23 protein-coding genes are annotated in these 24,464 nt (G+C 70.9%); 5 read left to right on the top strand and 18 right to left on the bottom strand.

Annotated features, from left to right (window positions below):
- Positions 1-18 precede the first annotated feature (18 nt).
- The 10 genes from ACZ4LX_RS14810 to eccB form a co-directional block, all read right to left on the bottom strand.
- Entirely contained in the window at positions 19-756 is a 738-nt protein-coding gene (locus ACZ4LX_RS14810) for a hypothetical protein (protein WP_467649269.1), read from the bottom strand.
- A 15-nt stretch (positions 757-771) separates the two neighbouring features.
- Entirely contained in the window at positions 772-1,071 is a 300-nt protein-coding gene (locus tag ACZ4LX_RS14805) for a hypothetical protein (RefSeq protein ID WP_467649271.1), read from the bottom strand.
- A 20-nt stretch (positions 1,072-1,091) separates the two neighbouring features.
- Positions 1,092-1,838, bottom strand: coding sequence for a hypothetical protein (locus tag ACZ4LX_RS14800; RefSeq protein ID WP_467649273.1), 747 nt, complete (start codon positions 1,836-1,838; stop codon positions 1,092-1,094).
- 71 nt (positions 1,839-1,909) lie between these two features.
- Positions 1,910-3,121: a type VII secretion-associated serine protease mycosin gene (gene mycP / locus ACZ4LX_RS14795; RefSeq protein WP_467649275.1), complete on the bottom strand. Its 1,212-nt coding sequence runs from the start codon at positions 3,119-3,121 to the stop codon at positions 1,910-1,912.
- A gap of 95 nt (positions 3,122-3,216) precedes the next feature.
- Entirely contained in the window at positions 3,217-4,641 is a 1,425-nt protein-coding gene (locus tag ACZ4LX_RS14790; RefSeq protein WP_467649277.1) for a WXG100 family type VII secretion target, read from the bottom strand.
- Positions 4,642-4,735: 94 nt separating this feature from the next.
- Entirely contained in the window at positions 4,736-5,197 is a 462-nt protein-coding gene (locus tag ACZ4LX_RS14785; RefSeq protein ID WP_467649279.1) for a hypothetical protein, read from the bottom strand.
- A gap of 111 nt (positions 5,198-5,308) precedes the next feature.
- Positions 5,309-5,590: a WXG100 family type VII secretion target gene (locus tag ACZ4LX_RS14780; RefSeq protein ID WP_467649281.1), complete on the bottom strand. Its 282-nt coding sequence runs from the start codon at positions 5,588-5,590 to the stop codon at positions 5,309-5,311.
- A 99-nt stretch (positions 5,591-5,689) separates the two neighbouring features.
- Positions 5,690-6,040 (bottom strand): WXG100 family type VII secretion target, encoded by a 351-nt coding sequence (locus tag ACZ4LX_RS14775; RefSeq protein ID WP_467649283.1) that lies wholly within the window; start codon positions 6,038-6,040, stop codon positions 5,690-5,692.
- A gap of 146 nt (positions 6,041-6,186) precedes the next feature.
- Positions 6,187-7,308, bottom strand: coding sequence for a type VII secretion-associated serine protease mycosin (gene mycP, locus ACZ4LX_RS14770; RefSeq protein ID WP_467649362.1), 1,122 nt, complete (start codon positions 7,306-7,308; stop codon positions 6,187-6,189).
- Between the two features lie 179 nt (positions 7,309-7,487).
- A complete protein-coding gene (gene eccB, locus ACZ4LX_RS14765; protein WP_467649285.1) occupies positions 7,488-9,038 on the bottom strand; it encodes a type VII secretion protein EccB in 1,551 nt (516 codons plus the stop codon).
- A 317-nt stretch (positions 9,039-9,355) separates the two neighbouring features.
- Here eccB and eccE point away from each other — a divergent pair, with 317 nt between their 5' ends.
- Positions 9,356-10,534, top strand: a complete 1,179-nt coding sequence (eccE, locus tag ACZ4LX_RS14760) for a type VII secretion protein EccE (RefSeq protein ID WP_467649364.1) — start codon at positions 9,356-9,358, stop codon at positions 10,532-10,534.
- Complete coding sequence (locus tag ACZ4LX_RS14755) at positions 10,531-11,298, top strand: hypothetical protein (protein ID WP_467649286.1); 768 nt, start codon at positions 10,531-10,533, stop codon at positions 11,296-11,298. Before eccE ends, ACZ4LX_RS14755 begins: the two co-directional genes overlap by 4 nt.
- Positions 11,299-11,386: 88 nt before the next feature.
- Here ACZ4LX_RS14755 and ACZ4LX_RS14750 read toward each other — a convergent pair whose 3' ends face one another.
- Positions 11,387-13,966 (bottom strand): bifunctional FO biosynthesis protein CofGH, encoded by a 2,580-nt coding sequence (locus ACZ4LX_RS14750; RefSeq protein ID WP_467649288.1) that lies wholly within the window; start codon positions 13,964-13,966, stop codon positions 11,387-11,389.
- 129 nt (positions 13,967-14,095) lie between these two features.
- Here ACZ4LX_RS14750 and ACZ4LX_RS14745 point away from each other — a divergent pair, with 129 nt between their 5' ends.
- Positions 14,096-14,782 (top strand): HAD family hydrolase, encoded by a 687-nt coding sequence (locus ACZ4LX_RS14745; protein WP_467649366.1) that lies wholly within the window; start codon positions 14,096-14,098, stop codon positions 14,780-14,782.
- 145 nt (positions 14,783-14,927) lie between these two features.
- Entirely contained in the window at positions 14,928-16,304 is a 1,377-nt protein-coding gene (locus ACZ4LX_RS14740) for an eCIS core domain-containing protein (protein WP_467649290.1), read from the top strand.
- A gap of 83 nt (positions 16,305-16,387) precedes the next feature.
- Here ACZ4LX_RS14740 and iolD read toward each other — a convergent pair whose 3' ends face one another.
- Genes iolD through ACZ4LX_RS14710 form a run of 6 tightly spaced genes read right to left on the bottom strand, consistent with a single transcriptional unit; the run spans position 16,388 to position 22,792 of the window.
- On the bottom strand, positions 16,388-18,244 hold the full coding sequence (iolD, locus tag ACZ4LX_RS14735; protein WP_467649292.1) for a 3D-(3,5/4)-trihydroxycyclohexane-1,2-dione acylhydrolase (decyclizing): 1,857 nt from the start codon (positions 18,242-18,244) through the stop codon (positions 16,388-16,390).
- The gene (gene iolB / locus ACZ4LX_RS14730; protein ID WP_467649294.1) at positions 18,241-19,080 is read right to left on the bottom strand and encodes a 5-deoxy-glucuronate isomerase; all 840 of its coding nucleotides are present in this window, start codon (positions 19,078-19,080) and stop codon (positions 18,241-18,243) included. The genes iolD and iolB overlap by 4 nt, the downstream gene beginning before the upstream one ends.
- Positions 19,081-19,091: 11 nt before the next feature.
- Entirely contained in the window at positions 19,092-19,967 is an 876-nt protein-coding gene (locus tag ACZ4LX_RS14725) for a Cgl0159 family (beta/alpha)8-fold protein (protein ID WP_467649296.1), read from the bottom strand.
- Positions 19,960-20,904, bottom strand: a complete 945-nt coding sequence (iolC, locus tag ACZ4LX_RS14720) for a 5-dehydro-2-deoxygluconokinase (RefSeq protein ID WP_467649368.1) — start codon at positions 20,902-20,904, stop codon at positions 19,960-19,962. Before iolC ends, ACZ4LX_RS14725 begins: the two co-directional genes overlap by 8 nt.
- 32 nt (positions 20,905-20,936) lie before the next feature.
- Positions 20,937-21,797, bottom strand: a complete 861-nt coding sequence (locus ACZ4LX_RS14715) for a TIM barrel protein (protein WP_467649298.1) — start codon at positions 21,795-21,797, stop codon at positions 20,937-20,939.
- Positions 21,794-22,792 (bottom strand): Gfo/Idh/MocA family protein, encoded by a 999-nt coding sequence (locus ACZ4LX_RS14710; protein ID WP_467649300.1) that lies wholly within the window; start codon positions 22,790-22,792, stop codon positions 21,794-21,796. The genes ACZ4LX_RS14715 and ACZ4LX_RS14710 overlap by 4 nt, the downstream gene beginning before the upstream one ends.
- 161 nt (positions 22,793-22,953) lie before the next feature.
- Between ACZ4LX_RS14710 and ACZ4LX_RS14705 the strand changes: the two genes are divergently transcribed.
- Positions 22,954-23,697, top strand: a complete 744-nt coding sequence (locus ACZ4LX_RS14705) for a GntR family transcriptional regulator (protein ID WP_467649302.1) — start codon at positions 22,954-22,956, stop codon at positions 23,695-23,697.
- A 54-nt stretch (positions 23,698-23,751) separates the two neighbouring features.
- On the opposite strand, the gene ACZ4LX_RS14700 is transcribed toward ACZ4LX_RS14705, so the two are convergent.
- Positions 23,752-24,222, bottom strand: coding sequence for an SRPBCC family protein (locus tag ACZ4LX_RS14700; RefSeq protein ID WP_467649304.1), 471 nt, complete (start codon positions 24,220-24,222; stop codon positions 23,752-23,754).
- Positions 24,223-24,464: the final 242 nt, after the last annotated feature.

Below are 24,464 nucleotides of genomic sequence, written 5' to 3'. Positions count from 1 at the left end.
GACAGCGCCACACCTGCGTCAAACAGTCGCGGTCGGCCACTTGCCTCCCGGGAAGGCACTGTTGTCGTTTGCTTCACCCTTGGCAACGGCAATCTGACCAGCCTGCGCCGTGACCACACCTGTCAGCGTTACCACAAGCCCGGTGATGATGCCAGCATCCGACAGCGCTTCACCTACGGCAGCTGCGAAGCCCACCGGCGCCCCTACGCCGGTGGCCGCCGCAGCGGCCGCCGCGACCATGACAAGGATGGCCTTGATCAAAACGGCCAGCAGCGCCAAATAGAATGCCGCTCCGGCCACCGCGCAAAGCGTCAATGCCGTGGCAAGCTTATCGGATGTCGTCTCGATCTGAGTGGCCGCGACGGGCTGACCCTTGACGGCCCCGACGTACGCCGTGGCGCCTTCGCCCGTCCAGCTGAGGGGCGCCTTGAGCGCTTCCCCCGCAACGTTCCCGGCAACGCCCGAGGCCTTCCCCCGGATCGACGGCCCTTGCCATTCCTGCGCATCCAAAAAGAACAGCACTGGTGCGGCAGCGCCCTTGAGGCACTCGACGACCTTGTCCCGGATCCAGCATCCGAGCTCTATCAACTTGTTTGCAGCCCAGATCACCGGCTTGGCGATGGCATCCGGAATGTACCAGTGGTTCATCGCCTTTTCGACGGCCGGGCCGATGAGGTCCAACTTGGTCGACATCTTCGTAACGCCGGAGTTCAGCTTCCCTACTGTCTCCTGCGTTTGAGCCACATTGAACGCCATTGAGAATTCCCCTTGTCAGTAGGCGTCTTCGACGGATTTGGTGGTCTCCGCCTCGTGATTGTCGTAGGCGTTCGCGTTCTTGATCAATGCATCTGCGACCTCAGCCATGCGGCTTTCTCCCTCGGAGCATCGGGACGAGATGTGATCGATGGCTTCGTTGTAGTTGGAGGCAACCAGAAAGAAGAGGCCCGCCTCGAGACTTGTCAGTCTCATCCCGTCGGTCGCGCGGGACACCTCCCCCAGGGAAACGCTCTGCTTGTCCCACATTCCCGCTTCGGTCCGCAGCGCATCGGTGATGTGCTTCAGATCTGCCATTTCGACCTGCCCTTCGAAACTCAGTCAATGAAATTTTGCGGATTCCGGAGTATGGCCAGCGCCTCATCGAGCAGACTGTCCACGTGCAGGCCTGCGATGCCGTCCGCGCCGGCAGCCTCAGCGCGGCTCAGCTTGTCCCTGGCATCATCGAGGGCCTCTTCAAAAGCCTGGTTCAGGCCGATGTACGACTGTCCGGCCGCCCATTGCCGATCCACCTCGCAGGAGCGCAGAGCGCCCTTGGTCACCACGAGGGTCACATGACGGCCGGCGGACGTTCCCTCGACCTCGGCCGGACCGGACGCCGTCTCGTCCATCCGGTCCACCACGTCGAAGGCCGAAAGGACATCCTCGGCCAGCTCGTCGAGGGGGCGGGAGATGACATAGCGCAGGTCCCGTTCGGGAATGTCGGGCTGCCCCGTGAGAGGGGCCGGTTGGCGCGCCTGGCTGTCCAGTTGGTCCGCCTTGGCCTGCCAGTTGCCATCCTCGAGTGCCTGGGCCCATGCCGTCATCTGCTGGCTCATGGCCGCTCCGTAAGCCTCGCTGACCGCAGCGCCGACAGTCTCCGGCTCCTGCCGACGCCGCCAGTCCGACGTGGCCCGGATGAATTCCGGAAGCCCGTCCGCCGCCATCCGTACGGTCACGGCACCCTGGGCGTCCGTTCCTTCGGCACCCTGGGGCATCCGGTTCTGCATGTCCGTCATCATGTTCTGCAGATTCGAGGCAAGTTCCTGGAACTGCTGCAGTCCGCGTATGAATTCTTCGTCCACGATGCCTCTTCTTGGCCTATGTGCGTACGGGTGATTTCACAGATGAGAGTGACGAGCGTGACGACACAGGCTCAGCGCCGGATACCGGCAGCTCTCCGGCGCAGCAGGAGCACGGCCCCGACCACGGCGACGACACCGACGCCGATGATGATCCAGACGGTCGCGCCACCGCCCTCGCTGTCGGAGGACGCTGCCGAGGGAGCGGTGGACGCCGGCTGCTTCGAGGGGGCCGAGGTGTCGGATCCGCCGGATTCCGACGGCGACGCGGACGGAGCCTTGGACTGGGATGACCGGGCAGCCACCAAGGGGTTCACGTCGGCCGGACCCGGGTCTCCCGGGTCGCCGAGGACGGCCAGGCGGGGACGGACCGTGCCGTAGCCGATGTAGCGGCTGGGGACCTTGCCCTCGGTGGGCTTGCCCGCGGTGTTCATCAGGACGCGCAGCACCTGATTGCCGGTCCAGGAGGGGTGCTTGGACCAGATGAGGGCGGCGGAGGCGGAGGTGATGGCCGTTGCCTGGCTGGTGCCCCAGCTGGTGCAGTAACCGGGCGTGCCACCGCCGCAGAGGATCGGGATGTCCTCGCCGGGGGCGGCGAGCGCCACCTGGGGCCCCGACACCGAGAACTTCGTGACCGAGGACGTCTTGTCGACTGCCCCGATGCCCGCGACGCCGAGACTGGCCGCCGGGTAGGCGGCTCTGTTCCCTTTGTCGCCCCTGTTGCCGGTGCCCGCCAGAAGCAACTTGCCGCGATCCACGGCGTAATCCACTGCCTCTTGAAGATCGTCCCGCTGGTCCTCGTCGAGCGAGAAGGCCTCGTACGCCAACGACATGTTGATGATTCGGGCTTCGCTGTCGGCTGCGTACCGGATGGCCTCGACCAGCGCCGGGACGCTGTTGGTTCCCGATTCCTTGGTTGATCCGAACACGGTCAACGGGAGGATGCGCGCGTCCGGAGCAAGCCCCTTCACGCCCTGACCATTCGCACCGTTCCCTGCGATGAGCATGGCCATGGCGGTGCCATGCCCGTCCGAGTCCTTGTGCGCGCCCAGCTGAGGCTCGACGAAGTTCTTTCCCGGAAGAACCTTCCCTGTCAGTTCGGGAACAGAGGGAATGACACCGGTGTCGAGCAGTGCGACGGTGATCCCTTTACCGGTGCTGGTCTTCCACATCTCACCGGCCTGCATCCGGTCCAGGTACCACTCGCGCTCGCGCATGGTGTCCGCGGCCGCGGCCGGGGCGATGGCGCCGCCGATGAGGAGCAGGGACCCCAGCGCTGCCACCACCGCCGGCGCACGCCTGCATCGTCGCCTGACCGTTGACCTCATGCCACCCACTCGTTCTCTGTCCGTCGTCCGGCGACGCTGCTCCGGAACCGGCTCTAGTCGATCACGGGAGGGACGACGCCGTCGTCCCCCGTGGTCCAGCTCTCTTCGTCCTCGGCGAGATAGTCCGGATGCGCGCCATCACGTCGCTGCGAACGTCGCGACGTGCCCTGGGACGCGCCACCCATCGGGCCCATCGCGCCGCCCGTGCGCGGCGATTCACGGACGAGACCTGTGCCGCCCTGGGTGAATTCCCGTCCCGCTCCCGGCTGCGTCCCGCGCGGAGCCCGCACGGTGCCACCGGGCTGGGTGACCAGACGTTGCGAGCCACCGATGCCGGTGCTCCGCCCCATGGGGCTTCCGTGGCCGCCGGTATTGCCCATCATTCCGTGACCGGTCGTCTGCCTCTCGCTGCCGGCAACCAGGCCGCGCGACGTGCTCCGGACCGGCCCGGTCCCGGTCTGGTTATGCGCAGGCGTACCGCCGTGGATGCCGGTGTCGGCCCGAGCCGTCAGCGGAGGGCGGACGCTGTCCACCCCTCTGCCGGGAGTGACCGTGGGCGGCCGGACGCTCTCCACGGGGCCCTTGCCGCCGGGTCCGGTGGGGGTGATACGGCCGATGTCGTCCCCGGGCCCGAACGGCTTCGTACGCGAAGGCATCGCCACCGGGGGCAGCAAGGTCGGAGGTCCGCCACCCGTCGGGGGCTGCGGGGGGAGTCCGGCCGTGGGCGGGGCCGTGGTGGTCGGCGGTGCCTGCGGCATCGTCACCGTGTCGATGTTCGTCCCCGTGTTGTCAGGAGCCCCGGGAACCGCGCCGACGTGCTGCGGCGTGTGGACAATGGGAACACCGGCGGAAGACGACCCCGTTCCGCCACTGGGCGACGAGACGCTGTAGTGATGGCTGCTAGGCGAACCGCTTCCACTCTGCGTACCCGTCACCGAGCCGGCGCTGCTTCCCGGCGTGCTGATGCGCGTCTTCCCACCGTCGACCGGGCTCTTCGGCAGAGCCTCCGCCGGCAGCGGCTTGAAGTTCGGCTCCTCCTGCGAGGAGATCGTCTGCTCCGCCATCAGGTAGTACGAGGCCAGCTTGTTCATCTGCGGAATGGCCTCGTTCCGCGCCGTCTCCACGGCGGCGAGCCGGGCCTTTTCCTTCGCCTCGTCCGCGTAGCACATCGATGTGGCGTCGGGGTGCCCCTGGACCACCTTCGAGACCTCGCTGAGCGCCTGGCCGGCCGTCTGCATGGCGGTGCCCGCGCCGCCCGCGTAGTCGGCCAGCTTCAGGGTCTCCTTGGCGAAGCCGTCACCCCACTCGCGGAAGGCGTCGCCGCCCTTGCCCTTCCAGGTGGTGCGGCCCACGTGTGCCTTGAGCTCGGTGCCGATCTTCTCGATCTCGGTCTGCGCGTCGACGAGAGCGGTGCCACGGGCCATGATCGCCGTGGGGTCGGTGCCGCGGACCATGCCGACCATGGTCTCGTACGGCATGCTTTCAAAATCGGTCGTCCTGTAGCAGGCATTGAGTGGTGGCAGCTTCTTCGAGTCACCCATGCGCTTCCCTGTCCCCCGTTCCCTTCACTTGTTACATGCCGTCCTGGCCGCTGGACGAACCCGTTCCGGTCCCGTCCACCGAAGGTGCCTCGGGGTCCTTCTCGGATCCGGGCTTCCTGTAGCCGGCCTCGGTGCGCCTCTGGATGGCGTTGAGCCGGTCAGCGTGTTCCTGGTCGACGTTCTGGTAGCCGCGGTCGGCCATGTCGACGGTGATGCCCATCGCTTCGAGTTGGTCACCGAGCGTCCTGGAGAGCTCCACCAGACGCGCGTGCACCTTGTCGTACGCGCCGGAGAGCCCGATGGCCTCCGGGAAGTTCGTCCCGTACGCGCCGGGGCTGACCTTCTGTTCCGTAATGCGGCCGTGTGCGGCGGGTGACCCGTCGAGCGCGGTGAGAAGCTTGTCCACACGAATCTTGAACTTCTGCAGAGACTCTGTGGGTGTGTCCAGGTCCGACGGCTTTGTGGTCGGATCGTCCGGAAGTAGAGCGCCCATGGAAGCACCTCCCCTAAAGTGCCGCGGAACCACAGGCGCGGGTGTGGGATGCGGTGACCGCATCCCACACCCACAGCGTGCTGGTTCCGTCGTGATTCATCGGAGCCTGGGTCAGCCCTGGAAGCGCCGGGACTGGGCGAGGTCGTTCGCCCGGTAGCCCTCGGTGGCCTCCATGAGCCGCGTCGAGATCGTCAGCAGGGTCTGGTGCATGTGGTTGACCTTGGTGTCCCAGCCGCTGTGACGGTCGTGGAACGCACGCTGCGTCTCACCGTCCCAGGTGGCGACGACGGCCTTGACCTTGGTGTTCAGCTCGTCGAGCTGGGTCTTGATGGTGTTGGCGGTCGACTTGACCTGGTTCGAGGCTTCAACAACCCCTGAGTACGTAATCTCCATGGAAGTCTCCTGACGCGAAGCGAGGTGAAGTGAGGGCGTGAGGCAGCGAATTCGGCTGCCTGCCAGTGCCGTGACCGGCGAAAACCGCCGGAAGGGGCACTAGGAGGAGACCTGGAACCTGTCCAGGACGCCGTTGCTGCCCAGGTTGCCGCCGTCGACACCCTTGAACCTGTTGAGCTGCTCCACTTCCTCGGCGTCGAAGCCGTCACGGCTCATCTGGACGGCCTCCTTGGTGAATTCGAGGAGTTCCTTCAGGTTGCGCACATCGAGGTTGACCTCGGTCTGGAGGCCGTTGTACGCGTTGGCCGCGACGCCCTTCCAGTGGCCCTCAACAGCGTCGATGACGCCGTTGAGGTGCGTGATCCTGCCCTGGAGCGTGTCGTGCATGTGGCCGAGCTCGCGGATGAGGCTGTCAATCTGATCAGCTGAGAGCTTGAGCTTGTCTCCCATAACGCACCTTCCCCCATGAATCGAATGTCGCGGGCTGCTTACCTGTCGCTACCGCGCGTACACCGGACCAAAGTTATCAATTATCAGCTTAGCTGCGGCCACCAATCATTCCAACAGCCTTTGCGATAAAGGGCTTTGTTGGTTATTCACCTAGTTACGCGCCTGCGACGGTCCCGCAGCACAATCGCGACACCTGCGATCACTGACACGAGAAGGCCCGTGGCAGCCAGTGCATATGTCGAGATCCGGGAGTTTCGCTCCTGCCGGGTCTCACCCAGCTGAAGTGCGATCGGTTCGGGCCCGACGGGGCCGTCCGACACGGCACGGTCCGGGGTGGGCGCGTTCACCGGGTGTTCGTCCTCGTTGAGGGCGCGCACCGGATCGACCACTCCCCAGCCGATGAAGTCGTCGCGCCCCTTGACCGCGCGCTCGGCGGTCTGCTCGATCTGGGCGACCACCTGGAACTGCTTCCAGTCCGGGTGCTTGGCCCGTATGAGGGCGGCGACCCCGGCGACGTAGGGGGCGGAGAAACTCGTCCCGTTGTCGACGCACTGGCCGCCCTTCGGCACGGTGGACACCATGTCGACGCCCGGTGCCGCGACCCCGACGAAGGGTCCGGTCTGGGAGAACGGCGCCCGTTCGTCGTTGCGGTCCGACGCGGCCACCGCCAGGACGCCCGGATAGGCCGCCGGGTACGTCAGCTTGACCTTGCCGGCGAGCCCGTCGTTGCCCGCCGACGCCACCACGACGATGTCCTTGTCCAGGGCTTCGCGCACCGCGCGTGCCAGGTCGGAGTCGGCCTTCAGCGGCTTGACCGTGTCCTGGGAGATGTTGATGACCGTGGCACGCTTCGCGATGGCGTGGCGGATGGCCGTGGCCAGCGTCGCGGCGGTGCCGCTGCCCTTGTCGTCGTTCTGCCGGATGGGGATGATCGTCGCTTCCGGTGCCAGACCGACGAATCCGGTGCCCGGACGCGCGCGGGCCGCGATGATGCCGGCGACCTTGGTGCCGTGGCCGATGACATCGGTCGTGCCGTCACGCCTGCCCTTGGCGGCGCCCGCGGCCGGGTCCTGGGTCCCGTCCTTCGCCGGCGGCAGCAGATCGGTCCCGGACGCGCGGTCGACAGCGGTCTTCAGCTGGGGATTCGTGGCGTCGACGCCGGTGTCGATCACCGCGACGCGGACGCCCTTCCCCTTGGTGTCCTGCCAGAGCCGGTCGAAGACCAGCCGCTGGAGCGCCCAGGGGCGGCCCTGGATCTGCTTCGGCATCGGGAACGTGCACTCACCGCTGCCCTCGGAACCCGTCTGCGCGTCGGCGTCCTGTGCCGCCGCGGGCGTCCGGGCGTACGCCGTCGGGCCGGCTGCCACCGAGCCCATCAGGAGCAGCACGACGGCCGAGGAACGGAACCCCCTGCGAGTGATCATCACGCGCCTCCTCCCTTCCGTTCTCAGGAACTCTGCGGCTGCTTGGCGCTGTTGGTGTCGAGTCGCGGCCCCTTGGGCAGCAGCGCGGACCAGTTGTCCGGTACCGGCAGCGGCTTCACGTCCTTGTAACCAAGCCTGATCTGGGCCTGGTTGACGTCGGCGGCCCCCATCTCCTCGGCACTGGGCGTGGGGGAGGCGCCGATCTTCGAGGGATCCGCGCTGCTGTCGTTGTTCGTCTGCACGGCGTACCGCAGCCCGGTGTCCGTGACGAGGAAGAGCGAACCGGTCGTGGGGGAAGCGCCGTTGAACTGCCGGTACAGCTCGCCGCTGCCGGGCGTGACGTACGCGCTCGTGGCGCCGTCCAGGAAGGCGACCGGATACGTGGGTCCGGCCCAGGTGGTCAGCTTCGGCTTGCCCGCCGCGGTCACGCCGTGCAGCACGTTGCAGACGGTTCCGGTCCGGGCCGAGGTGTCGTTGACCTGGGTCGGGACCTGTTCCGGCCAGCCGTACTTCGCGTAGAAGCCTTCCGGCGACGGCGTGAAGGACTGCGGTCCGACCTCGATGGCCTGCGCCTTCTGGCCCAGCACCTCCGCCTCCGGACTCGTCAGGAGCAGCCTGGCGACCAGGTCGGACACCGGAGCGACCGCCCCCGGCAGGACGACGTACTGCTGCATGCCGGTGCCCGCCACGGCTTTGAGTACGGTGCCCACCTTGTTCAGCGCGGGATCCAGGCCGGCGACGCCGGCCGGGCCGCCCACCGTGCCGGGCAGCTTCGGGAAGTCGATGGGCGCGCCGGTGTGAAGGGTGCCCAGCCAGTCCTTGGTGACCTTCTGGGGCTTCGCCCCCTCGCTGAACAGCGAGCGGCGCAGCACCTCGTCCCGGGCCGAGAGCTTGCCGCCACCGGCCTTCCCGATGACGTGCTGGGTGCCGTCCGCGTCCACCAGGTACCGGGTGCCGTTCCCGCTGTCCGCCTCGACGTAGAGGGCTTGTCCGGGCCGGAGCTGCCGCTTGCCGCCCACCTTGCCGGCCTCCCGGTCGGCGAGCAGGAAGACGGCCTTCTGCACGGCGGCATCCGCTCCGGCACCGGGCTGCTCGCAGACCGCCCAGAGCTTGTTCCTGCCCGCGTCGTCCCCACTGGGCAGCCGGTCGGGTGCGTACGGTATGCCGAGCATCGGGCCGCGCTGGATCTTCCCGTTGTCGAGCTCGGACTCGTCCACCTGGATCACCGAGGAGTTGTCCGGGTCCAGGAGCAGCTTGGCGGAGGAGAAGTTCAGCACGGGGTGCAGGCGCTTGACCCCGTCGGTCTCCAGGACGACGTAGCGGGTGGTCGACTCACTGCCGACGATGACGTGGGCACCGGGCTCGTCCCAGCCGTCCGGGACCTTGGGCTTGAAGATGCCCCAGGCCCCGAAGCCCGCCACCAGCAGGGCGCCCACCACCACTCCCGGCAGTACGGCACGCAGGGGGCGCGGCGCCCCCTCGTCCGTGCCGACGGCGGACGGTTGCAGAAAGGCGGCGGTCAGCCGCTTCTTCGCGAAGGTGTAGGCATTGAGTTCGTCCCGCCGTGATGCCATCTGCCCTTTTTCTCCCCGTGGTTATAGCTGCCGCGCGAGCGGCACCCACTATGCCCGCCCACGCTCGTTCACGGCCGTGCGGGTCCTCGCTCGGGGAAGGCCGCAGGACCCCCGCCCGGCCGGGCGCACCGTGAACCCCCGTTCGACCTCCTCACCGTCGGGCGTGGGACAGTGGGCGCTCGCGGGCCGGTGCGCCGATGGCTGCGGGCCGGCTCGCACACGCCGTAGTGCCGTGACACGGAGGGACATACCGGGGGATGACCAGCGCGACGACTGCAGTGATGAGCGTGCACCCGAAGCCGGGACGGATCGGCAGGGTGCGGTTGCACCAGGTGGTGCTGTTGGAAGTCGCCGGCGCGCTGATGCTGATCGCGTGGGTGACGAACAGGGTTCTGTTGGTGCCGATGGGCGTGGTCGCGGCCGGGCTGGTGCTGCTGGCGGTTCTGCGACGGCGTGGGCGGCCGGTGATGGAGTGGCTCAACGCGATCCTGGCACTGCGGGGCCGGCTGAGGGCCGCGCGGCGGCCCTGGTCCGCGGAGGGAGTGGACCCCGCGCTGGCGCCGGTCGTCGAGTGCGAGTCGGCCCTGCGGACGTACGCCTACACCGACCGGCAGCGCGAACGCGGAATCGGGATGGTGGGTGACGGAACGTTCCTGACCGCACTGCTGCTGGTGCAGCCGAGGGACGAACCGCTGCGGGCGGCCCGGGACGCGCGGCCGCTGGAGATCGGGCTGTTGTACGACGCCCTTGAGGTCGACGACATCCGGCTGGAGTCGGTACAGGTCGTGCAGCACACCCAGCCCGCGCCCGGACCGCACGTGCCCGAACAGGCCGCTGCGGCACGGTCGTACGCACCGCTCCAGGCCCAGGTCGGCACACCGGCGGTCCGGCTGACATGGATCGCGCTGAAACTCGACCCGGAGCTGTGCCCGGAGGCGGTGGGCGCACGCGGCGGCGGGATCGGCGGGGCGCAGCGCGCACTGCTGCGGGCCACGGACCAGCTGGCGAGCCGGCTGGCGGGGGCGGGGTTCGACACCTCGGTACTGACCGAGGCGCAGGTGACGTCCGCACTCGCGACGTCGGCAGGGGTGAATCCCCAGGCCAGTACGCAGGCGATGCGGGCGGACGTGCCGCTGCGGCGCACCACGGAGTCCACCCGCGCCTGGCGCTGCGACGACCGCTGGCACACGACCTACTGGGTCGGCCGCTGGCCGCACCTGGGCGCGGAGGCGGCGCCCACGGCTCAACTCGTGGCGCTCCTGACGTCGATGCCCGCAGCCGCCACCACCTTCAGCATGGCGGTGTCGCGCGGCACCGGCGGCACCCCGGCCGTCAGTGGATATGTCCGCCTCACCGCGCGCGACAGTAACGAACTTGTGACACTACGACGGCAGTTGGAGCGCACCGCACGCGCTGTGAAGGTCAGCCTCGTGCGGCTCGACCGCGAACAGCTTCCCGGTGTGCTGGCCACCCTGCCCCTCGGAGGTACCCGTTGACCACCCACCGCGCGACGCCCGCCGGCCCCACGGGTCCGGCCGCCTCCGCCCCGCCGGCCGGACGGGGCAGGGCCGGGTTCGGCCTGCTCGGCCCGCGCCGCGACCGGCATGTGCTGCCCGCGGAACAGCTCGCCGCGCTGTCACTGCCCCTCGGCGACGACGGCGTCGTGGTGGGGGTCGACGCGAAGAGGCAGCCCGCCGTGCTCGGCCTCTTCCGCCCCTCCCAGCTCGATGTCGTGGTCATCGGCGGTGTGTGGTCGGCGCAGGTGCTGGCGCTGCGCACCGCGGGCACCGGCGCGCGCGTCGCCGTCGAGACGGCCAGGCCCCAGGCGTGGACGGGGCTCGCGCACGCGGCCGGCGGCGGTCAGCAGTGCATGACGGTGCACGACGTCAAGCAGGTGGGACCGCAGGGTGCGTCGGTCACCGGCCCCGTCCTGATCGTGCGGGACTGCGGCATCCGGCCACCGCGCAGCCGGCTGGCGCCCGGACCGTGGCAGTCCGTACTGACGCTGCTGCCGTTCCTCGGCCCCACGGCCCCGCGGCTGCTGGAGAACGCGGGACTGGTCGGGATCCAGCGGGTCTCCCCCGAGGAGGCGGAGGTCCTCGGGCGCATTCTGGGGCTGCCCCGGGTGCAGGCGGAGGCGCTGCCCTCGCTCGGCGACGACATGATGCTGTGGTGCACGACCAAGCACCGGAAGCTGGTCAAGATGGTGCCGACCGACGTCGAGAGCGGGCTCCTCGGGAGCCCGCGCCGTCTGGACTGACGCGGCTCCGCCCGGCCGGGGGCCGGTTGGCCGGGGCGATACGCCCGGCCAACCGGCCGCCAACTCCGTTGCTCCCGCGCCTACTTCCTCAAGGCACCACCGGCAGCAGCTCCGGCAGATGCCCGTCCGAGGCGGCGGCCGCCCGCACCCGCTCCTCCGGGACCTCCCCGTACAGCGTCGTGCGCGGCTTCGCCGGGCGGCCCGCGGCATCGGCCACCGCGATCAGGTCCCGCACGGACTTGTACGAGCCGTAACTCGACCCGGCCATCCGGGAGATGGTCTCCTCCATCAGGGTGCCGCCCAGGTCGTTCGCGCCCGAGCGGAGCATTTCCGCCGCGCCCTCCGTACCGAGCTTCACCCAGCTGGTCTGGATGTTGGTGATGTGCGGGTGGAGCAGCAGGCGGGCCATCGCGGTGACGGCCCGGTTGTCGCGGTCCGTCGGGCCGGGGCGGGCGATGCCGGCCAGGTAGACGGGTGCGTTGGTGTGGATGAAGGGGAGCGTCACGAACTCCGTGAAGCCGCCGGTCTCCTGCTGGAGACCGGCCAGGGTCCGCAGGTGGCCGAGCCAGTGGCGGGGCTGGTCGACATGCCCGTACATCATCGTGGAGGAGGAGCGCAGGCCCACCTCGTGGGCGGTCCTGATGACCTCCAGCCAGGTCGCCGTCGGCAGCTTGCCCTTGGTGAGGACCCAGCGCACCTCGTCGTCCAGGATCTCCGCCGCCGTGCCGGGGACGGAGCCGAGTCCGGCCTCCTTCGCGGCGAGCAGCCAGTCGCGGATCGACAGGCCGGTGCGGGTGGCCCCGTTGACGACCTCCATCGGCGAGAAGGCGTGGACGTGCATGCCGGGCACGCGTGCCTTCACGGCCTTCGCGATGTCGAAGTACGCCGTGCCGGGCAGGTCCGGGTGGATGCCGCCCTGCATGCAGACCTCGACCGCGCCGACGTCCCAGGCCTGCGCGGCCCGGTCGGCGACCTGGTCCAGGGAGAGGGTGTACGCGTCGGCGTCGGTGCGCCGCTGCGCGAAGGCGCAGAAGCGGCAGCCGGTGTAGCAGACGTTGGTGAAGTTGATGTTGCGCGTGACGATGTACGTGACGTCGTCACCGACCACGTCCCGGCGCAGGGTGTCCGCGATCCGGCACAGCTCGTCGAGCGCGGGGCCGTCCGCGTGGAGCAGGGTGAGTGCCTGGGCGTCGGTGAGTTTCGTCGGGTCGGCGGCGGCCTGGCTCAGGGCGCCCTTCACATCGCCGTCGATCCGGGACGGGACCATGCCGGGCGCCGCCGCCTCCCGCAGCGCCTCCCAGTCCCCGTACACCTCGTCGAAGTCGTCGCGGCGGTCGCCGGTGCGGCCCTCGGTGTCGATGGTGCGGTGCAGGTCGGTACGGCCGGAGGCGCCGAACTCCTCGTCGGGCTCCTGCCACGGCAGACCGGTGGGGATCACGCCCCCCTTCGCGAGCCCGGTCTCCGGGTCGGCGAGGGCGCGGACGTGCGGGAGGAGCCGGGGATCGAGCCAGGGCTCGCCGCGCTGGAGGAACTCCGGGTAGATCGTGAGGCGTTCACGGAGTGCGAAGCCGCACTCGGCGGTCCTGGCGGCCAGCTCGTCGATGTGCGGCCAGGGGCGCTCGGGGTTCACATGGTCCGGGGTGAGCGGCGAGACACCGCCCCAGTCGTCGATCCCGGCGCCGACGATCAGCGCGTACTCGGAGTCGACGAGGTTCGGCGGGGCCTGGATGCGGGCGGACGGGCCGAGGAGGTGGCGGGCGACGGCGATGGCGGCGGCCAGCTCCTCCAGTTCCGCGTCCGGCATGGCGCGCATCGCCGTGTCGGGCTTGGCGCGGAAGTTCTGGACGATGACTTCCTGGATGCCGTGGTAGGCGCGGGCGGTCCTGCGCAGCTCGAAGAGGGAGTCGGCGCGCTCCTCGTACGACTCGCCGATCCCGATGAGGATGCCGGTGGTGAACGGGACGTTGGAGCGTCCCGCGTCCTCCAGGACCCGCAGCCGCACGGCCGGTTCCTTGTCCGGGGAGCCGTGGTGCGGGCCGCCGGGCTCGGACCACAGACGGGTCGCGGTCGTCTCCAGCATCATGCCCATGGACGGGGCGACGGGCTTGAGGCGCTGGAGGTCGGTCCAGGTCATCACACCCGGGTTGAGGTGGGGCAGCAGCCCCGTCTCCTCCAGGACACGGATCGCCATGGCCCGTACGTACGCGAGGGTGTCGTCGTACCCCTCGGCCTCCAGCCACTCCCGGGCCTCCGGCCAGCGGTCCTCCGGCCGGTCGCCCAGGGTGAACAGTGCCTCCTTGCAGCCCATCGCCGCACCCTGACGGGCGATGGTGAGGACCTCGTCCGGGGACAGGAACATGCCGTGTCCCTCGCGCCGGAGCTTGCCGGGGACGGTGACGAAGGTGCAGTAGTGGCACTTGTCCCGGCAGAGCCGGGTCAGCGGGATGAAGACCTTGCGGGAGTACGTGATGACGCCGGGCCGCCCCGCCGCGTCGAGGCCCGCGTCCCGTACCCGGGCTGCGGACGCGGCGAGATCCGTCAGATCGTCGCCGCGCGCCTGGAGCAGGACGGCGGCCTCGGCCACATCGAGGGCGACACCGTCTCTGGCACGCTTGAGGGCACGTCGCATGGAGTTGGTGGTGGGGCGTCCGCGCTGAGGATCGGTCATGAACCGAGCATACGAGCGAGTAGCCGGCCGGTGACCGGCCGGATCTCCCGCAGGTCACACCCGCCCCTGGCGCCCCGGCCGCGCGGCGGCCCGCTCCCCGCGGGCTCGGCCCGTAGGCTCGGCCCGGTGATGGAAACGATCGTCTTCGACATCGGCGAGACACTCATCCGCGACGACCGCTACTGGGCATCCTGGGCCAACTGGCTCGGCGTCCCGCCGCACACCCTGAGTGCGCTGGTCGGGGCAGCCGTCGTCCAGGGGCGGGACAGCGCCGACGCGCTGACCATGCTGCGCCCCGACATAGACGTCACCGAGGCCTCGATGGCACGGGCCGCCGCCGGACGCGGTGAGCATCTGGACGAGTCGGACCTCTATCCGGATGTGCGGCCCGCGCTGGCGGAACTGCGGGCGCTGGGTGCGCGGGTGGTGGTCGCGGGCAACGGGACGGTGCGGGCCGGGGAGCTGCTGCGGGGGCTGGACCTGCCGGCGGACGTGGTCGTCACCTCGGACGAGTGGGGCGTCGCCAAGCCGGATCCGGAGTTCTTCGCCCGCGTCCTGGAGGTGTCCGGTTCGGCACCGGAGGCGACGCTGTACGTGGGCGACCATCCGGCCGACGACCTGTTCCCGGCCAAGTCCTCGGGGCTGCTCGCGGCGCACATCCGGCGGGGCGCGTACGGATACTGGTGGGCGGATCACCCCGATGTGGCGGAGACGGCGGACTTCCGTATCGGCGCGCTGACGGAGCTTCCGGCCCTCCTGGGCAAGGTGACGGACCCGCCGGAGCCGCCTGCGTCGAGGCTGCTCCGGGCCCTTTAGCCGGGCCCGGCCGCTCCCGGAGGGCGCCTCGGCCGGGCCCGTGCGGACGGCAGCGCTGCCCGGGGTCTGCCCTCGTGAACCTGCCGGACACCGCCTGCGGGGTGTTTCGTGGTGCGGGTCTGTCTCGTCGTCGAAGGGCGTTCCGATGTTGCACGAGCGAGGCGCCGAACAGGCCACCGGCAGCCGGTCGGCGCCGCGGGTCCGTACCCCGGCGGACCGGGCGGACGTCATGGCGCTCCAGCGCAGCGTCGGAAACGCCGCGGTGCTGCACATGCTGCAACTGGCCGGGCACCGGGACGAACAGCACGAGCACGGTGCGGACTGCGGCCACCAGCAGGTCCCGTCGGCCGGTACCCGCGTACAGCGGTCCGCCGTCCACGAGGTGCTGGCCCGGTCGGGCCGGCCGCTCGCCGCCCCGCTGCGTGAGGAGATGGAGTCCCGCCTGGGCGCGGACTTCTCCGAGGTCCGCGTCCACGAGGACAGCTCCGCCCGCGCCTCGGCCGCCGGGGTCGGGGCCCGCGCCTACACGTCCGGCCACCACGTCGTCATCGGCGACGGCGGCGGTGACAAGCACACCCTCGCCCATGAGCTCACCCATGTGATCCAGCAGCGCAACGGGGCCGTCTCCGGCACCGACAACGGCGGCGGGCTGTCGATCAGCGACCCCGGTGACCGTTTCGAACGCGAGGCCGAGGCCAACGCCCGCCGCGTCATGTCGGGGCCGGCTCCGCAGGTGCAGCGGACCGCCCGGGAACCGGCCCCCGCGAGCCGCCTCCGCACCTCGGGCACCGCCGTCCAGCGCGCCGGCGGAGGCCATGCGCAGGGCGACCATGTGTTCAACGCGCTCGATGCCACGGCCGTCCAGATCGCCGACGCGCTCACGGCGCGCGCGGAGGCGTTCCGTAGAGGTTCTGAGCTCGACGACTCGACCAAGGAGGCCATCAAGAAGAAGGCCGGCCTCCGCACGAAGTTCACCACGGCACTCGGCACGTTGACGACGGCCTGCACGACCCTGCGGGCGACCGCGGTCCGGGCCGGGGCGCTCGGCCATCCGAACGACAGCGGTGTGGCCCACTACTCGTTCATCGCGACCCTGGCGGAGGACTCGGTCACGGGGCCGGACGCGAACGCGTCGACGTTCGGACACTTCGCCCAGGCACTGAACCAGAAGGCCGCAGCGGCAGGGTCGGAAGGCTGGGCACTCGGCGACCTGGCCGTCACCGGCGCGGGCTGGAGCACCTTTCTCGAAGAGAGGATCTACGACCCGGAAGCGGTGACGAAGATCAGGAACAGCCGCCTGGGAGGCGGTCAGGCAGGCGCCTTCAACACCTGGCTCGCGAACACCAGGAACGAGTACGCGCTCCTCTACTTCCAGCTGATCACGGCCATGAGCGCACTGAACACCTTCATCCGGTGGGCCACGGTGACCCAGCAGAACATGTACAAGATCGAGGACGCCGGCCGCACGGACTGGGAACGGGCCGACGCGGACACCTACGTGCCGCTCGCGCCGGAGGAGTAGAGCCTCCGCCCAGCAGACCGCCACCGGGCTGTGAAGCGCCGACGGGCCGGGACCCGGGGCAGCCGGCCCGTCGGCGTGGCCCCTCAGAGATACGGCCGCTGGGCCGCCTTGGCGTTCACGTACGCCTCATGGGCGGCCCTGGTCTCCGGGGCGTCGGACACCTCCGCGACCGGCACGTCCCACCACGCCCCGGAGGCCGGCGCGGGCACCAGCGGGTCGGTCTCGATGTGGATCACCGTGCACCGGGTGGCGGCCCTGGCCGTGGCGAGGGCGTCGCGGAGGGCCGCGACGGTGGTGACGCGCAGGACGTCCGCCCCCAGGCTCGCCGCGTTGGCCGCCAGGTCCACGGGCAGCCGGCCGCCCTCCAGGGCCCCGCTGTCCGCGTCGCGGTAGCGGTACCAGGTGCCGAAGCGTGGTGCGCCGACCGTCTCGGAGAGCGCCCCGATCGACGCGTAGCCGTGGTTCTGGACCAGGACCACGATGAGCTTGACCCCTTCGGCGACCGCCGTGACCAGTTCCTGCGCCATCATCAGGTAGGAGCCGTCGCCCACCATGACGAAGACCTCGCGCTCGGGGGCGGCGAGCTTCACGCCCAGCCCGCCGGCGATCTCGTAACCCATGCAGGAGTACCCGTATTCGACGTGGTACTGCTTCGGGTCCGCCGGCCGCCAGAGCCGGTGCAGGTCGCCGGGGAGCGATCCGGCCGCGCAGACCACCACACCGTCCTCGCCGGCTGCCTCGTCGACCGCTCCGACCACCTCGCACTGTGCGGGGTTCGGGGTGTTCCCCAGCTGGTACGCGGCGTCCACGGCCGCGTCCCAGTCGCGGGTCAGGGCCTCGGTCCGCGCACGGTACTCCGGGGGCACCTGCCAGTCGGCCAGCTCGGCGGTCAGTGCCTCAAGGGCCGTACGGGCGTCCGCGACCATCGCGAGTCCGGCGTGCTTGACGGCGTCGAACCGGGCGACGTTGATGTTCAGGAACCGCACGCCGGGACGGGCGAACAGGGTGTGCGAGGCGGTGGTGAAGTCGCTGTAGCGGGTGCCGATGCCGATCACCAGGTCGGCTTCCCGGGCCAGCGCGTCGGCCGCCGACGTGCCGGTGTGCCCGACGGCGCCCGCCGCGCACGGGTGGCCGTGCCGGAGCGCGCCCTTCCCTGCCTGGGTCTCGGCGACCGGGATGCCGGTGGCGCGCGCGAAGGCGTCCAGCGCCTCGGTGGCGCCCGCGTACACGACCCCTCCCCCGGCCACGACGAGCGGGCGGCGGGCGGCCCGGATCATCCGGACGGCGTCGGCCAGCACCTGGGGCTGAGGGGCCGGCCGGTCGACGCGCCACACCCGGGGCGCCAGGAACTCCTCGGGCCAGTCGTGGGCCTCCGCCTGCACGTCCTGGGGCAGCGCGAGCGTGACCGCGCCGGTGTCCACCGGGTCGGTGAGCGTGCGTACGGCCGCCAGGGCGGCGCCGATCAGCTGCTCGGGGCGGCTGATCCGGTCGAAGTACCGGGAGACGGGCCGGAAGACGTCGTTGACGCTCAGATCCCCCGCCCACGGCATCTCCAGCTGCTGGAGGACCGGTTCGGCGACGCGCGTGGCGAAGGTGTCCCCGGGCAGCAGCAGCACCGGGAGCCGGTTGATGGTGGCTCCGGCGGCGGCGGTGACCATGTTGGTGGCCCCGGGGCCGACCGAGGAGGTGCAGGCGTACGTCGAGAGGCGGTCGGTCATCCGGGCGTACGCGGCCGCGGTGTGCACCATCGCCTGTTCGTTGCGGGCCTGGTGGTACGTCAGGTCGCGGTTCTCCCAGAGCGCCTGCCCCAGCCCGGCGAGGTTGCCGTGCCCGAAGATCCCGAAGCAGCCGGCGAACAGGCGGCGGCTCTCCCCGTCCCGTTCGGTGTGCTGGGCGGCCAGGAACCGCACGAGTGCCTGGGCGACGGTGAGCCGGATCATGAGACTCCTTCGGCGGACGGTCCCCCGGTGGCGGCCGGGGCGTCCTTCCAGGTTTCGCGGATCCAGGCGTGTGCCGGGTCGTCGGTGATCCGCCAGGCGCGCTCGTCGTGCGGGCCCGCCATGACGTTGAGGTAGTACATGGGGTAGCCGGGCAGCGCGGCCGACGGGCCGTGCCAGCCGTCCGGCACCAGCACCACGTCACCGGTGCGGACCTCGGCCGTCTCCCCGGCGGGGCCGGGCGGGCTGCCGCCCAGCCGGTGCAGCCCGAAGCCGCCCCGGCCGATCTCGAAGTAGTAGATCTCTTCGAGCTCCGACTCGGTCGCGGTGTGCTCGTCGTGCTTGTGCGGCGGATAGCTCGACCAGTTCCCGTCCGGGGTGAGGACCTCCACCACGATCAGGTGGTCGCACGCGAAACCGTCGGCACTGGCCAGGTTGTGGATCCGCCTGCGGCAGGAGCCCGCGCCGCGGGTCTCGACCGGTACCCCCTCGGCCGGTCCCCGGCGGAACGGCAGATCACGCCGGGCCGTGCCGCTCGCCAGCGCGAAGCGGCCGCCGCCGGGGCTGCTGATGACGGCCTCGCTGCCCCGGGGAACGTACGCGAAGTCGCTCACGCCCTCGAACACGCCGGGGCGCCCGGCCAGTTCGAACGTCTCCGCGCCGCAGCGCACGGAGCAGGAGCCGGACAGGGGGAGCACGATCGCCTCGCATGCGCGCGTACCGAAGGACTCCGAGCCGCCGGGGCCGAGTTCCAGCACCCGGAGCCCTGTGTGCCGCATGCCGGTGTCCACGGACCAGGGGCCGTGTGCGGTGCTGCCCGCGGGCTGATGGCCGTCCATGGCGCCTCCTCTCACAGCAGGCCGACGGCGGTGTCCACCGCTGCGGCCACATCGTCGTCGGGCGGGTAGAGCAGGGACCGGCCGGCCACCAGGCCGCGCACGGTGGGGAGCCGGAGTGCCTTCTCCCAGGAGGCGAACGTCCGGTCGGGGGTGCCCGGCGGGTCTCCGCCGAGCAGCAGCGCGGGGAGCGTCGAGGCTTCCATCACCGCTTCCATGTGGTCGACCACGGGAACCTTCAGCCAGGTGTAGGCGGAGGTGCGGCCGAGGCCCTGGGCGATGGCCAGCGCCCTGACCATCGCTTCGGGGCGCAGGTCGTTGACCGCCTGCCCGTCCGCCGTACGCGTGACCCAGAAGGGCTCGACCAGGGCCGTCAGCCGGCGGTCCGCGAGGGAGGAGACGGCGTCCGCGCAGCCCTCCAGGGTGGAGGCGGTGGCGGCGTCGGCCGGATCGATGCGCAGGAGCATCTTCCCGGCGTCGAAGCCCATCTCCTCGATCGAGGCGGCGTCGTAGGCGGTGAAGCGGTCATCGATCTCGAACACCGTCCCGGGCACGCCGCCCCGGTTCATCGAGCCGATGACGACCTTGTCCTCCAGGGCGCCGAGCAGCAGCAGGTCCTCCAGCACGTCGGGGGTGCCGAGTACCCCGTCCACTCCCGGGCGTTCCAGGGCGGTCAGCAGGCGGTCGAGGAGTCCGGCGCGGTTCGCCATGGCGTCGGGGCGGCCGCGTACGGCGAGGGCGCCCCGGGCCGGATGGTCGGCGGCCACCAGCATCAGCCGCCCGGAGGGCTTGACCAGCGGGCGCCGGCTGCGGCGCCGGGCGGCCTCCAGGATCGCTTCGGGCCGCCGGGCCCGGGTCTCCGTCAGGGTCTGGAGGGCTCCGTCACGCATGGGGTGCCGCTCCGGAGGCGTGGGCGTGTTCCACCATGTCCTCCACCTGCCGGGTGGTCGGCATGTCGGGGGCGCAGAAGAGCCGCCCCGCGACGTACGCGCCCGCGGCGTTGGCGAAGCGGAGGGTCCGCTCCAGCGGCCAGCCCGCGAGCAGGCCGTGGCACAGGGCGCCGCCGAAGGCGTCGCCCGCTCCGAGGCCGTTGACGACGCGGACGGGGTGGGGCGCGACCACGATCCGCTCGGTGGCGGTGCGGGCCAGCACCCCGGCGGGTCCCTGTTTGACCACGGCCAGTTCGATGCCGGTGGCGAGCAGGGCGTCGGCCGCCGCGTCCGGGTCGCGGTGGCCTACGGCCGCCTCGCACTCGTCGAGGTTGCCGACGGCCACGGTGGCTCCCGCGAGGGCGGACCGCAGCGCGGATCCGGCGGCTTCGGGAGAGGACCAGAGACCGGGCCGGTAGTCGAGGTCGAGGACGGTGATCCCCGACCGGTCGCGGGCGATCAGGGCGGCGAGGTGGGCTGCCGCGCTGGGTCCGGCGGAGAGCCCGGTGCCGGTGACCCACAGGAGTCCGGCCGCGCGCACCTCGTCCAGGTCCAGTTCCTCGGGGCGGATCTGGAGGTCCGGGGTGCCGGGCGGGCGGTAGAACCAGAGGGGGAAGTCGTCGGGCGGGAAGACCTCGCAGAAGGTGACCGGGGTCGGGGGCCCCGGGACGGGGCGGACCCGGGCCGCGTCGACTCCGTACCCCCGCAGCTCGGACCGGAGGTAGTCGCCGAAGGGGTCCTGCCCGGTGCGGCTGATCAGGGCGGTGCGGCGGCCGTGCCGGGCGGCGGCGACGGCGACGTTGGCGGCGCTGCCGCCCAGCTGCTTGCCGAAAGTCTCGACGTCGGCCAGGCCCACCCCCTGCTGGAGGGGGTACAGGTCCACCCCGAGCCGTCCCATGACCAGCACCTCGGGCGCGGTTTCCCCGGCCGTCACGACGTCACCTCGCGCAGCTGGGCCAGGGACGCCACGACATCGGCGAACGGGCCCTCGCCCGGAGGAGGTTCGGCGTCGAGGACGGTGTCCTGTTCGAGTACGTACCATCCGGTGTAGCCGGCCGCGCCGAGCGCCTCGGTGATCGCGGAGATGTCCACGTCCCCCTGGCCGAGCGGCCGGTAGAGGCCGGTCCGGACGGCCTGTGTGTACGTGATGTCCCCGGCCCGGACGCGGGCGGCGAGCGCCGCGTCGACGTCCTTGAGGTGGACGTGGGCGATGCGGTCGGCGGCCCGGCGGGCCAGGGCCACGGGGTCGTTGCCACCGGCCAGCAGATGGCCGGTGTCCAGGCAGAGGGGGACGGAACTGCCGGTGAGGACGCGTGCGATCTCGTCCGGGCCCTCGACCATCGTGCCGATGTGCGGGTGCAGGGTGGCGGTGATCCCTTCGGCGCGGGCGTGGGCGGCGATCCGGTCGAGGTTGGCCAGCAGGGTGTCCCACTCCCGCGGGGTGAGTTCGGGGCGGGCGTCGTAGCCGTCGGCCCCGGTGGCGGCGGCCAGGACCAGGGTCCGGGCGGACCCGAATCCGGCCAGGGCGCGGCGGACCTCGGGCAGCGGGTCGCGTCCGGGGTCGTGGAGGACGACGGGGACGAACCCGCCGACGGCGGCCAGTCCATGACCGGCCAGCAGTTCCGCGCGGGCGTCCGGATCCTGCGGCAGGAAGCCGTCGGGCCCGAACTCGGTGGCGGCCAGCCCCGCTGCGGCCATCTCCTCCAGCACCCGCTGCGGGGCCATCTGGTGCCCCCAGCCGGGGACTTCGCACACACCCCAGGAGATGGGGGCACCGGCGACGCGGATCATCGGCCCGCCTCCTCTACTCGTACGGGCCGGCCGGTGCGGCACGACCGGTCGGCGGCCTCGGCGACCAGCAGGGCGGCCAGTGCGTCGTGGCCGGTGCAGGGACTGGGGCGGGCACCCGCGGCGACCTCGGTGAAGGCGGTCAGCTCGGCGACGTACGCGTCACGGAAGCGGCTGAGGAATCCGTCGTGGGAGACGGATCCGGGCTGCGGCCCGCCCGCCGTGAAGCGGAGGGGGGCGTGGGGGCCGAGGCCGGTGGCCAGGGTGCCGGTGGAGCCGGCCACCTCCATCCGTACGTCGTAACCGGCGCCGTTGTAACGGGTGGCGGTGCAGGTGACCAGGGTGTCGTCGTCGAGGGTGAGCACCGTGACGGCGGTGTCGACGTCTCCGGCGGCGGTGAAGCAGGACTCGCCCCGGTTGGCGCCGGTGGCGCTGACCTGGACGACCTCACGGCCGGTGACCCAGCGCACGATGTCGAAGTCGTGGACCGCGCAGTCGCGGAAGATCCCGCCCGAGGTGGTCAGGTATCCGGCCGGTGGCGGCGCCGGGTCCGCCGTGACGGCCCGGACGGTGTGGAGCCAGCCCAGCTCACCGGCGGCGACGGCATCGCGCAGGGCGGCGTACCCGGCGTCGAAGCGGCGCTGGAAGCCGACCTGGAGGGGGACGCCCGTGCGGTCGAGCTCCGCCAGCAGGGCCCGGGTCCCGGCGAGCGTTCCGGCGATCGGCTTCTCGCAGAAGACGGGCAGTCCGGCGGCGGCCGAGGCCCGTACGAGATCGGCGTGGGCGGCGGTGGGGGCGGCGATCACGACGGCGTCCAGGCCGGAACCCAGCAGCCCGTCGAGATCGGGCGCGTGCTCGGCACCGAGTTTGACGGCCAGGGCCCGTGCCTGGTGTTCAAGGGAGTCATGGAGGACGACCCGCTTCACGGCGGGCAGTCCGATCAGGGTCTCGGCGTGGAAGGTGCCGATCCGGCCGGTACCGATGAGTCCGATGCGCATGCGCAAATGCCTCCGGTTCGGGGAGGAGTGGATGCCTGTCCCTGATTTGTATCCTCGGCGTCACAATGAGTCAAGCAATTGTTCTGACATATACACGTACTGAGCTTGAGTCGAACCGTGCGCCATACTGAACGCCTGGTACCACGCTTCGAGGAGCCCTCATGGAATCGCTCACCAGGCTGATAAGCATCGACCGGAGCAGTCCCGTACCGCTGTACTTCCAGGTCGCCCAGCAGCTCCAACAGCTCATTGAATCGGGCACGTTGAAGCCCGGTACCCGGCTGGAGAACGAGATCGCCCTGGCGGAGAGGTTCGGCCTCTCCCGTCCGACGATGCGTCAGGCCATGCAGCACCTCGTCGACAAGGGGCTCCTCGCCCGCAGGCGCGGGGTGGGCACCCAGGTCGTCAACAACCGGGTGCGCCGGCAGACGGAGCTGACCAGCCTGTTCGAGGACCTGAAGCGGGACGGCCGCCGGCCCCGTACCGAGGTGCTGTCCATGGAGACCGTGCCCGCCCAGGCCACCGTCGCGATCGCCCTCGGAGTCGAACCGGGGACGCCCACCATCGCCCTGCGCAGGCTGCGTTACGCGAACGACGAACCCATCGCCGTCATGCACAACCACCTGCCGGCGGACCTGGCGCCCCTGACGGTGGACGACCTCACCGAGTTCGGGCTCTACGAACTGCTCGGACGGGCCGGCGTCTCCCTGCGCACCGCCCGTCAGACCGTCGGGGCGCGCAGGGCCACGGCGGAGGAGGCCCGGCTGCTGGGCGAGGGACGCGGCGGCACCCTGCTCACCATGGAACGCACGGTCCAGGGTGACGCGGGGCGCGCGGTGGAGTTCGGTTCGCACCGCTACCGGGCGTCCCGGTACTCCTTCGAGATGACGCTGACCGGGCACTGAACTCAACGGCCGTCGAGGGCAAGGGCGCGCGGACGCCTGGACGGCCCGGGTGCGTCAGTCACCCGTCCCGGCTTCGGCCCGCCGGGCCAGGGCCTCGTTCATCGCGCGGAACTGCGGAAGGGTGTCAGCCCTCAACTTCCCTTCGGCGAACGGCACCGCGACCCCGGTGAACGACTCGCTCTGGGTGAGGCGGACGCGGTGACCGCCCAGCTCCTCGATCACGAACCGATGTTCCCCGTCCGCGATCCAGCCGGGCCCGATCTTCCCGAGCCACCGCAGCTCCCGGCCGGGTTCCGAGGTCAGGACTTCCGGGGTGAAGACGGTGTCCCCGGTCCGGTCGTGCAGCACGTTGCGCAGGGTCGCGCCCTCCCGGAGACGGCCTCCCTCCGATGTCACCTCCGACGAGGTGATGAACGGGTTCCACTCCGGATAGGCGGGCAGGTCGGCCAGCACCCGCCAGACCTCGTCGGACGAGGCCTCGATCTCGATGGAGGCCGTCAGCCGACGGGATGGGTGTTGCTCCACGCCGTGTACCCGCCGAGAAGAGCGACGAGCGCCGCTCCGGCCCCGAGGAGTACGCGACGCCTGCGGCGCCGGACGGGAGCGGAAGGGGGAGAGGGAGGGGGACTCTGGGCCGGTGCCTGGCTCGGTGCCTGGGTCGAGGGCGGATCCTGGGCCGGGGTTGATTCGGCCGGCGTGGGCGGTAAGACGGTGTTCATCGGTGGACTTCCTCTCGTCATGGTGTACGGCGTACGAGCCGCACGGCA

It is taken from the genome of Streptomyces sp. NPDC026062 (assembly GCF_055568375.1).
This window is presented reverse-complemented; position numbering and strand designations above follow the sequence as displayed.

Coding starts and splice junctions, on each gene's coding strand:
- ACZ4LX_RS14810 (WP_467649269.1), bottom strand. CDS start 756: ATGGCGTTCAATGTGGCTCAAACGCAGGAGACAGTAGGGAAGCTGAAC.
- ACZ4LX_RS14805 (WP_467649271.1), bottom strand. CDS start 1,071: ATGGCAGATCTGAAGCACATCACCGATGCGCTGCGGACCGAAGCGGGA.
- ACZ4LX_RS14790 (WP_467649277.1), bottom strand. CDS start 4,641: ATGCCGTACGAGACCATGGTCGGCATGGTCCGCGGCACCGACCCCACG.
- ACZ4LX_RS14785 (WP_467649279.1), bottom strand. CDS start 5,197: ATGGGCGCTCTACTTCCGGACGATCCGACCACAAAGCCGTCGGACCTG.
- ACZ4LX_RS14780 (WP_467649281.1), bottom strand. CDS start 5,590: ATGGAGATTACGTACTCAGGGGTTGTTGAAGCCTCGAACCAGGTCAAG.
- ACZ4LX_RS14775 (WP_467649283.1), bottom strand. CDS start 6,040: ATGGGAGACAAGCTCAAGCTCTCAGCTGATCAGATTGACAGCCTCATC.
- mycP (WP_467649362.1), bottom strand. CDS start 7,308: ATGCCGAAGCAGATCCAGGGCCGCCCCTGGGCGCTCCAGCGGCTGGTC.
- eccB (WP_467649285.1), bottom strand. CDS start 9,038: ATGGCATCACGGCGGGACGAACTCAATGCCTACACCTTCGCGAAGAAG.
- ACZ4LX_RS14750 (WP_467649288.1), bottom strand. CDS start 13,966: ATGACCGATCCTCAGCGCGGACGCCCCACCACCAACTCCATGCGACGT.
- ACZ4LX_RS14745 (WP_467649366.1), top strand. CDS start 14,096: ATGGAAACGATCGTCTTCGACATCGGCGAGACACTCATCCGCGACGAC.
- ACZ4LX_RS14740 (WP_467649290.1), top strand. CDS start 14,928: ATGTTGCACGAGCGAGGCGCCGAACAGGCCACCGGCAGCCGGTCGGCG.
- iolD (WP_467649292.1), bottom strand. CDS start 18,244: ATGATCCGGCTCACCGTCGCCCAGGCACTCGTGCGGTTCCTGGCCGCC.
- iolB (WP_467649294.1), bottom strand. CDS start 19,080: ATGGACGGCCATCAGCCCGCGGGCAGCACCGCACACGGCCCCTGGTCC.
- ACZ4LX_RS14725 (WP_467649296.1), bottom strand. CDS start 19,967: ATGCGTGACGGAGCCCTCCAGACCCTGACGGAGACCCGGGCCCGGCGG.
- iolC (WP_467649368.1), bottom strand. CDS start 20,904: ATGGGACGGCTCGGGGTGGACCTGTACCCCCTCCAGCAGGGGGTGGGC.
- ACZ4LX_RS14715 (WP_467649298.1), bottom strand. CDS start 21,797: ATGATCCGCGTCGCCGGTGCCCCCATCTCCTGGGGTGTGTGCGAAGTC.
- ACZ4LX_RS14710 (WP_467649300.1), bottom strand. CDS start 22,792: ATGCGCATCGGACTCATCGGTACCGGCCGGATCGGCACCTTCCACGCC.
- ACZ4LX_RS14705 (WP_467649302.1), top strand. CDS start 22,954: ATGGAATCGCTCACCAGGCTGATAAGCATCGACCGGAGCAGTCCCGTA.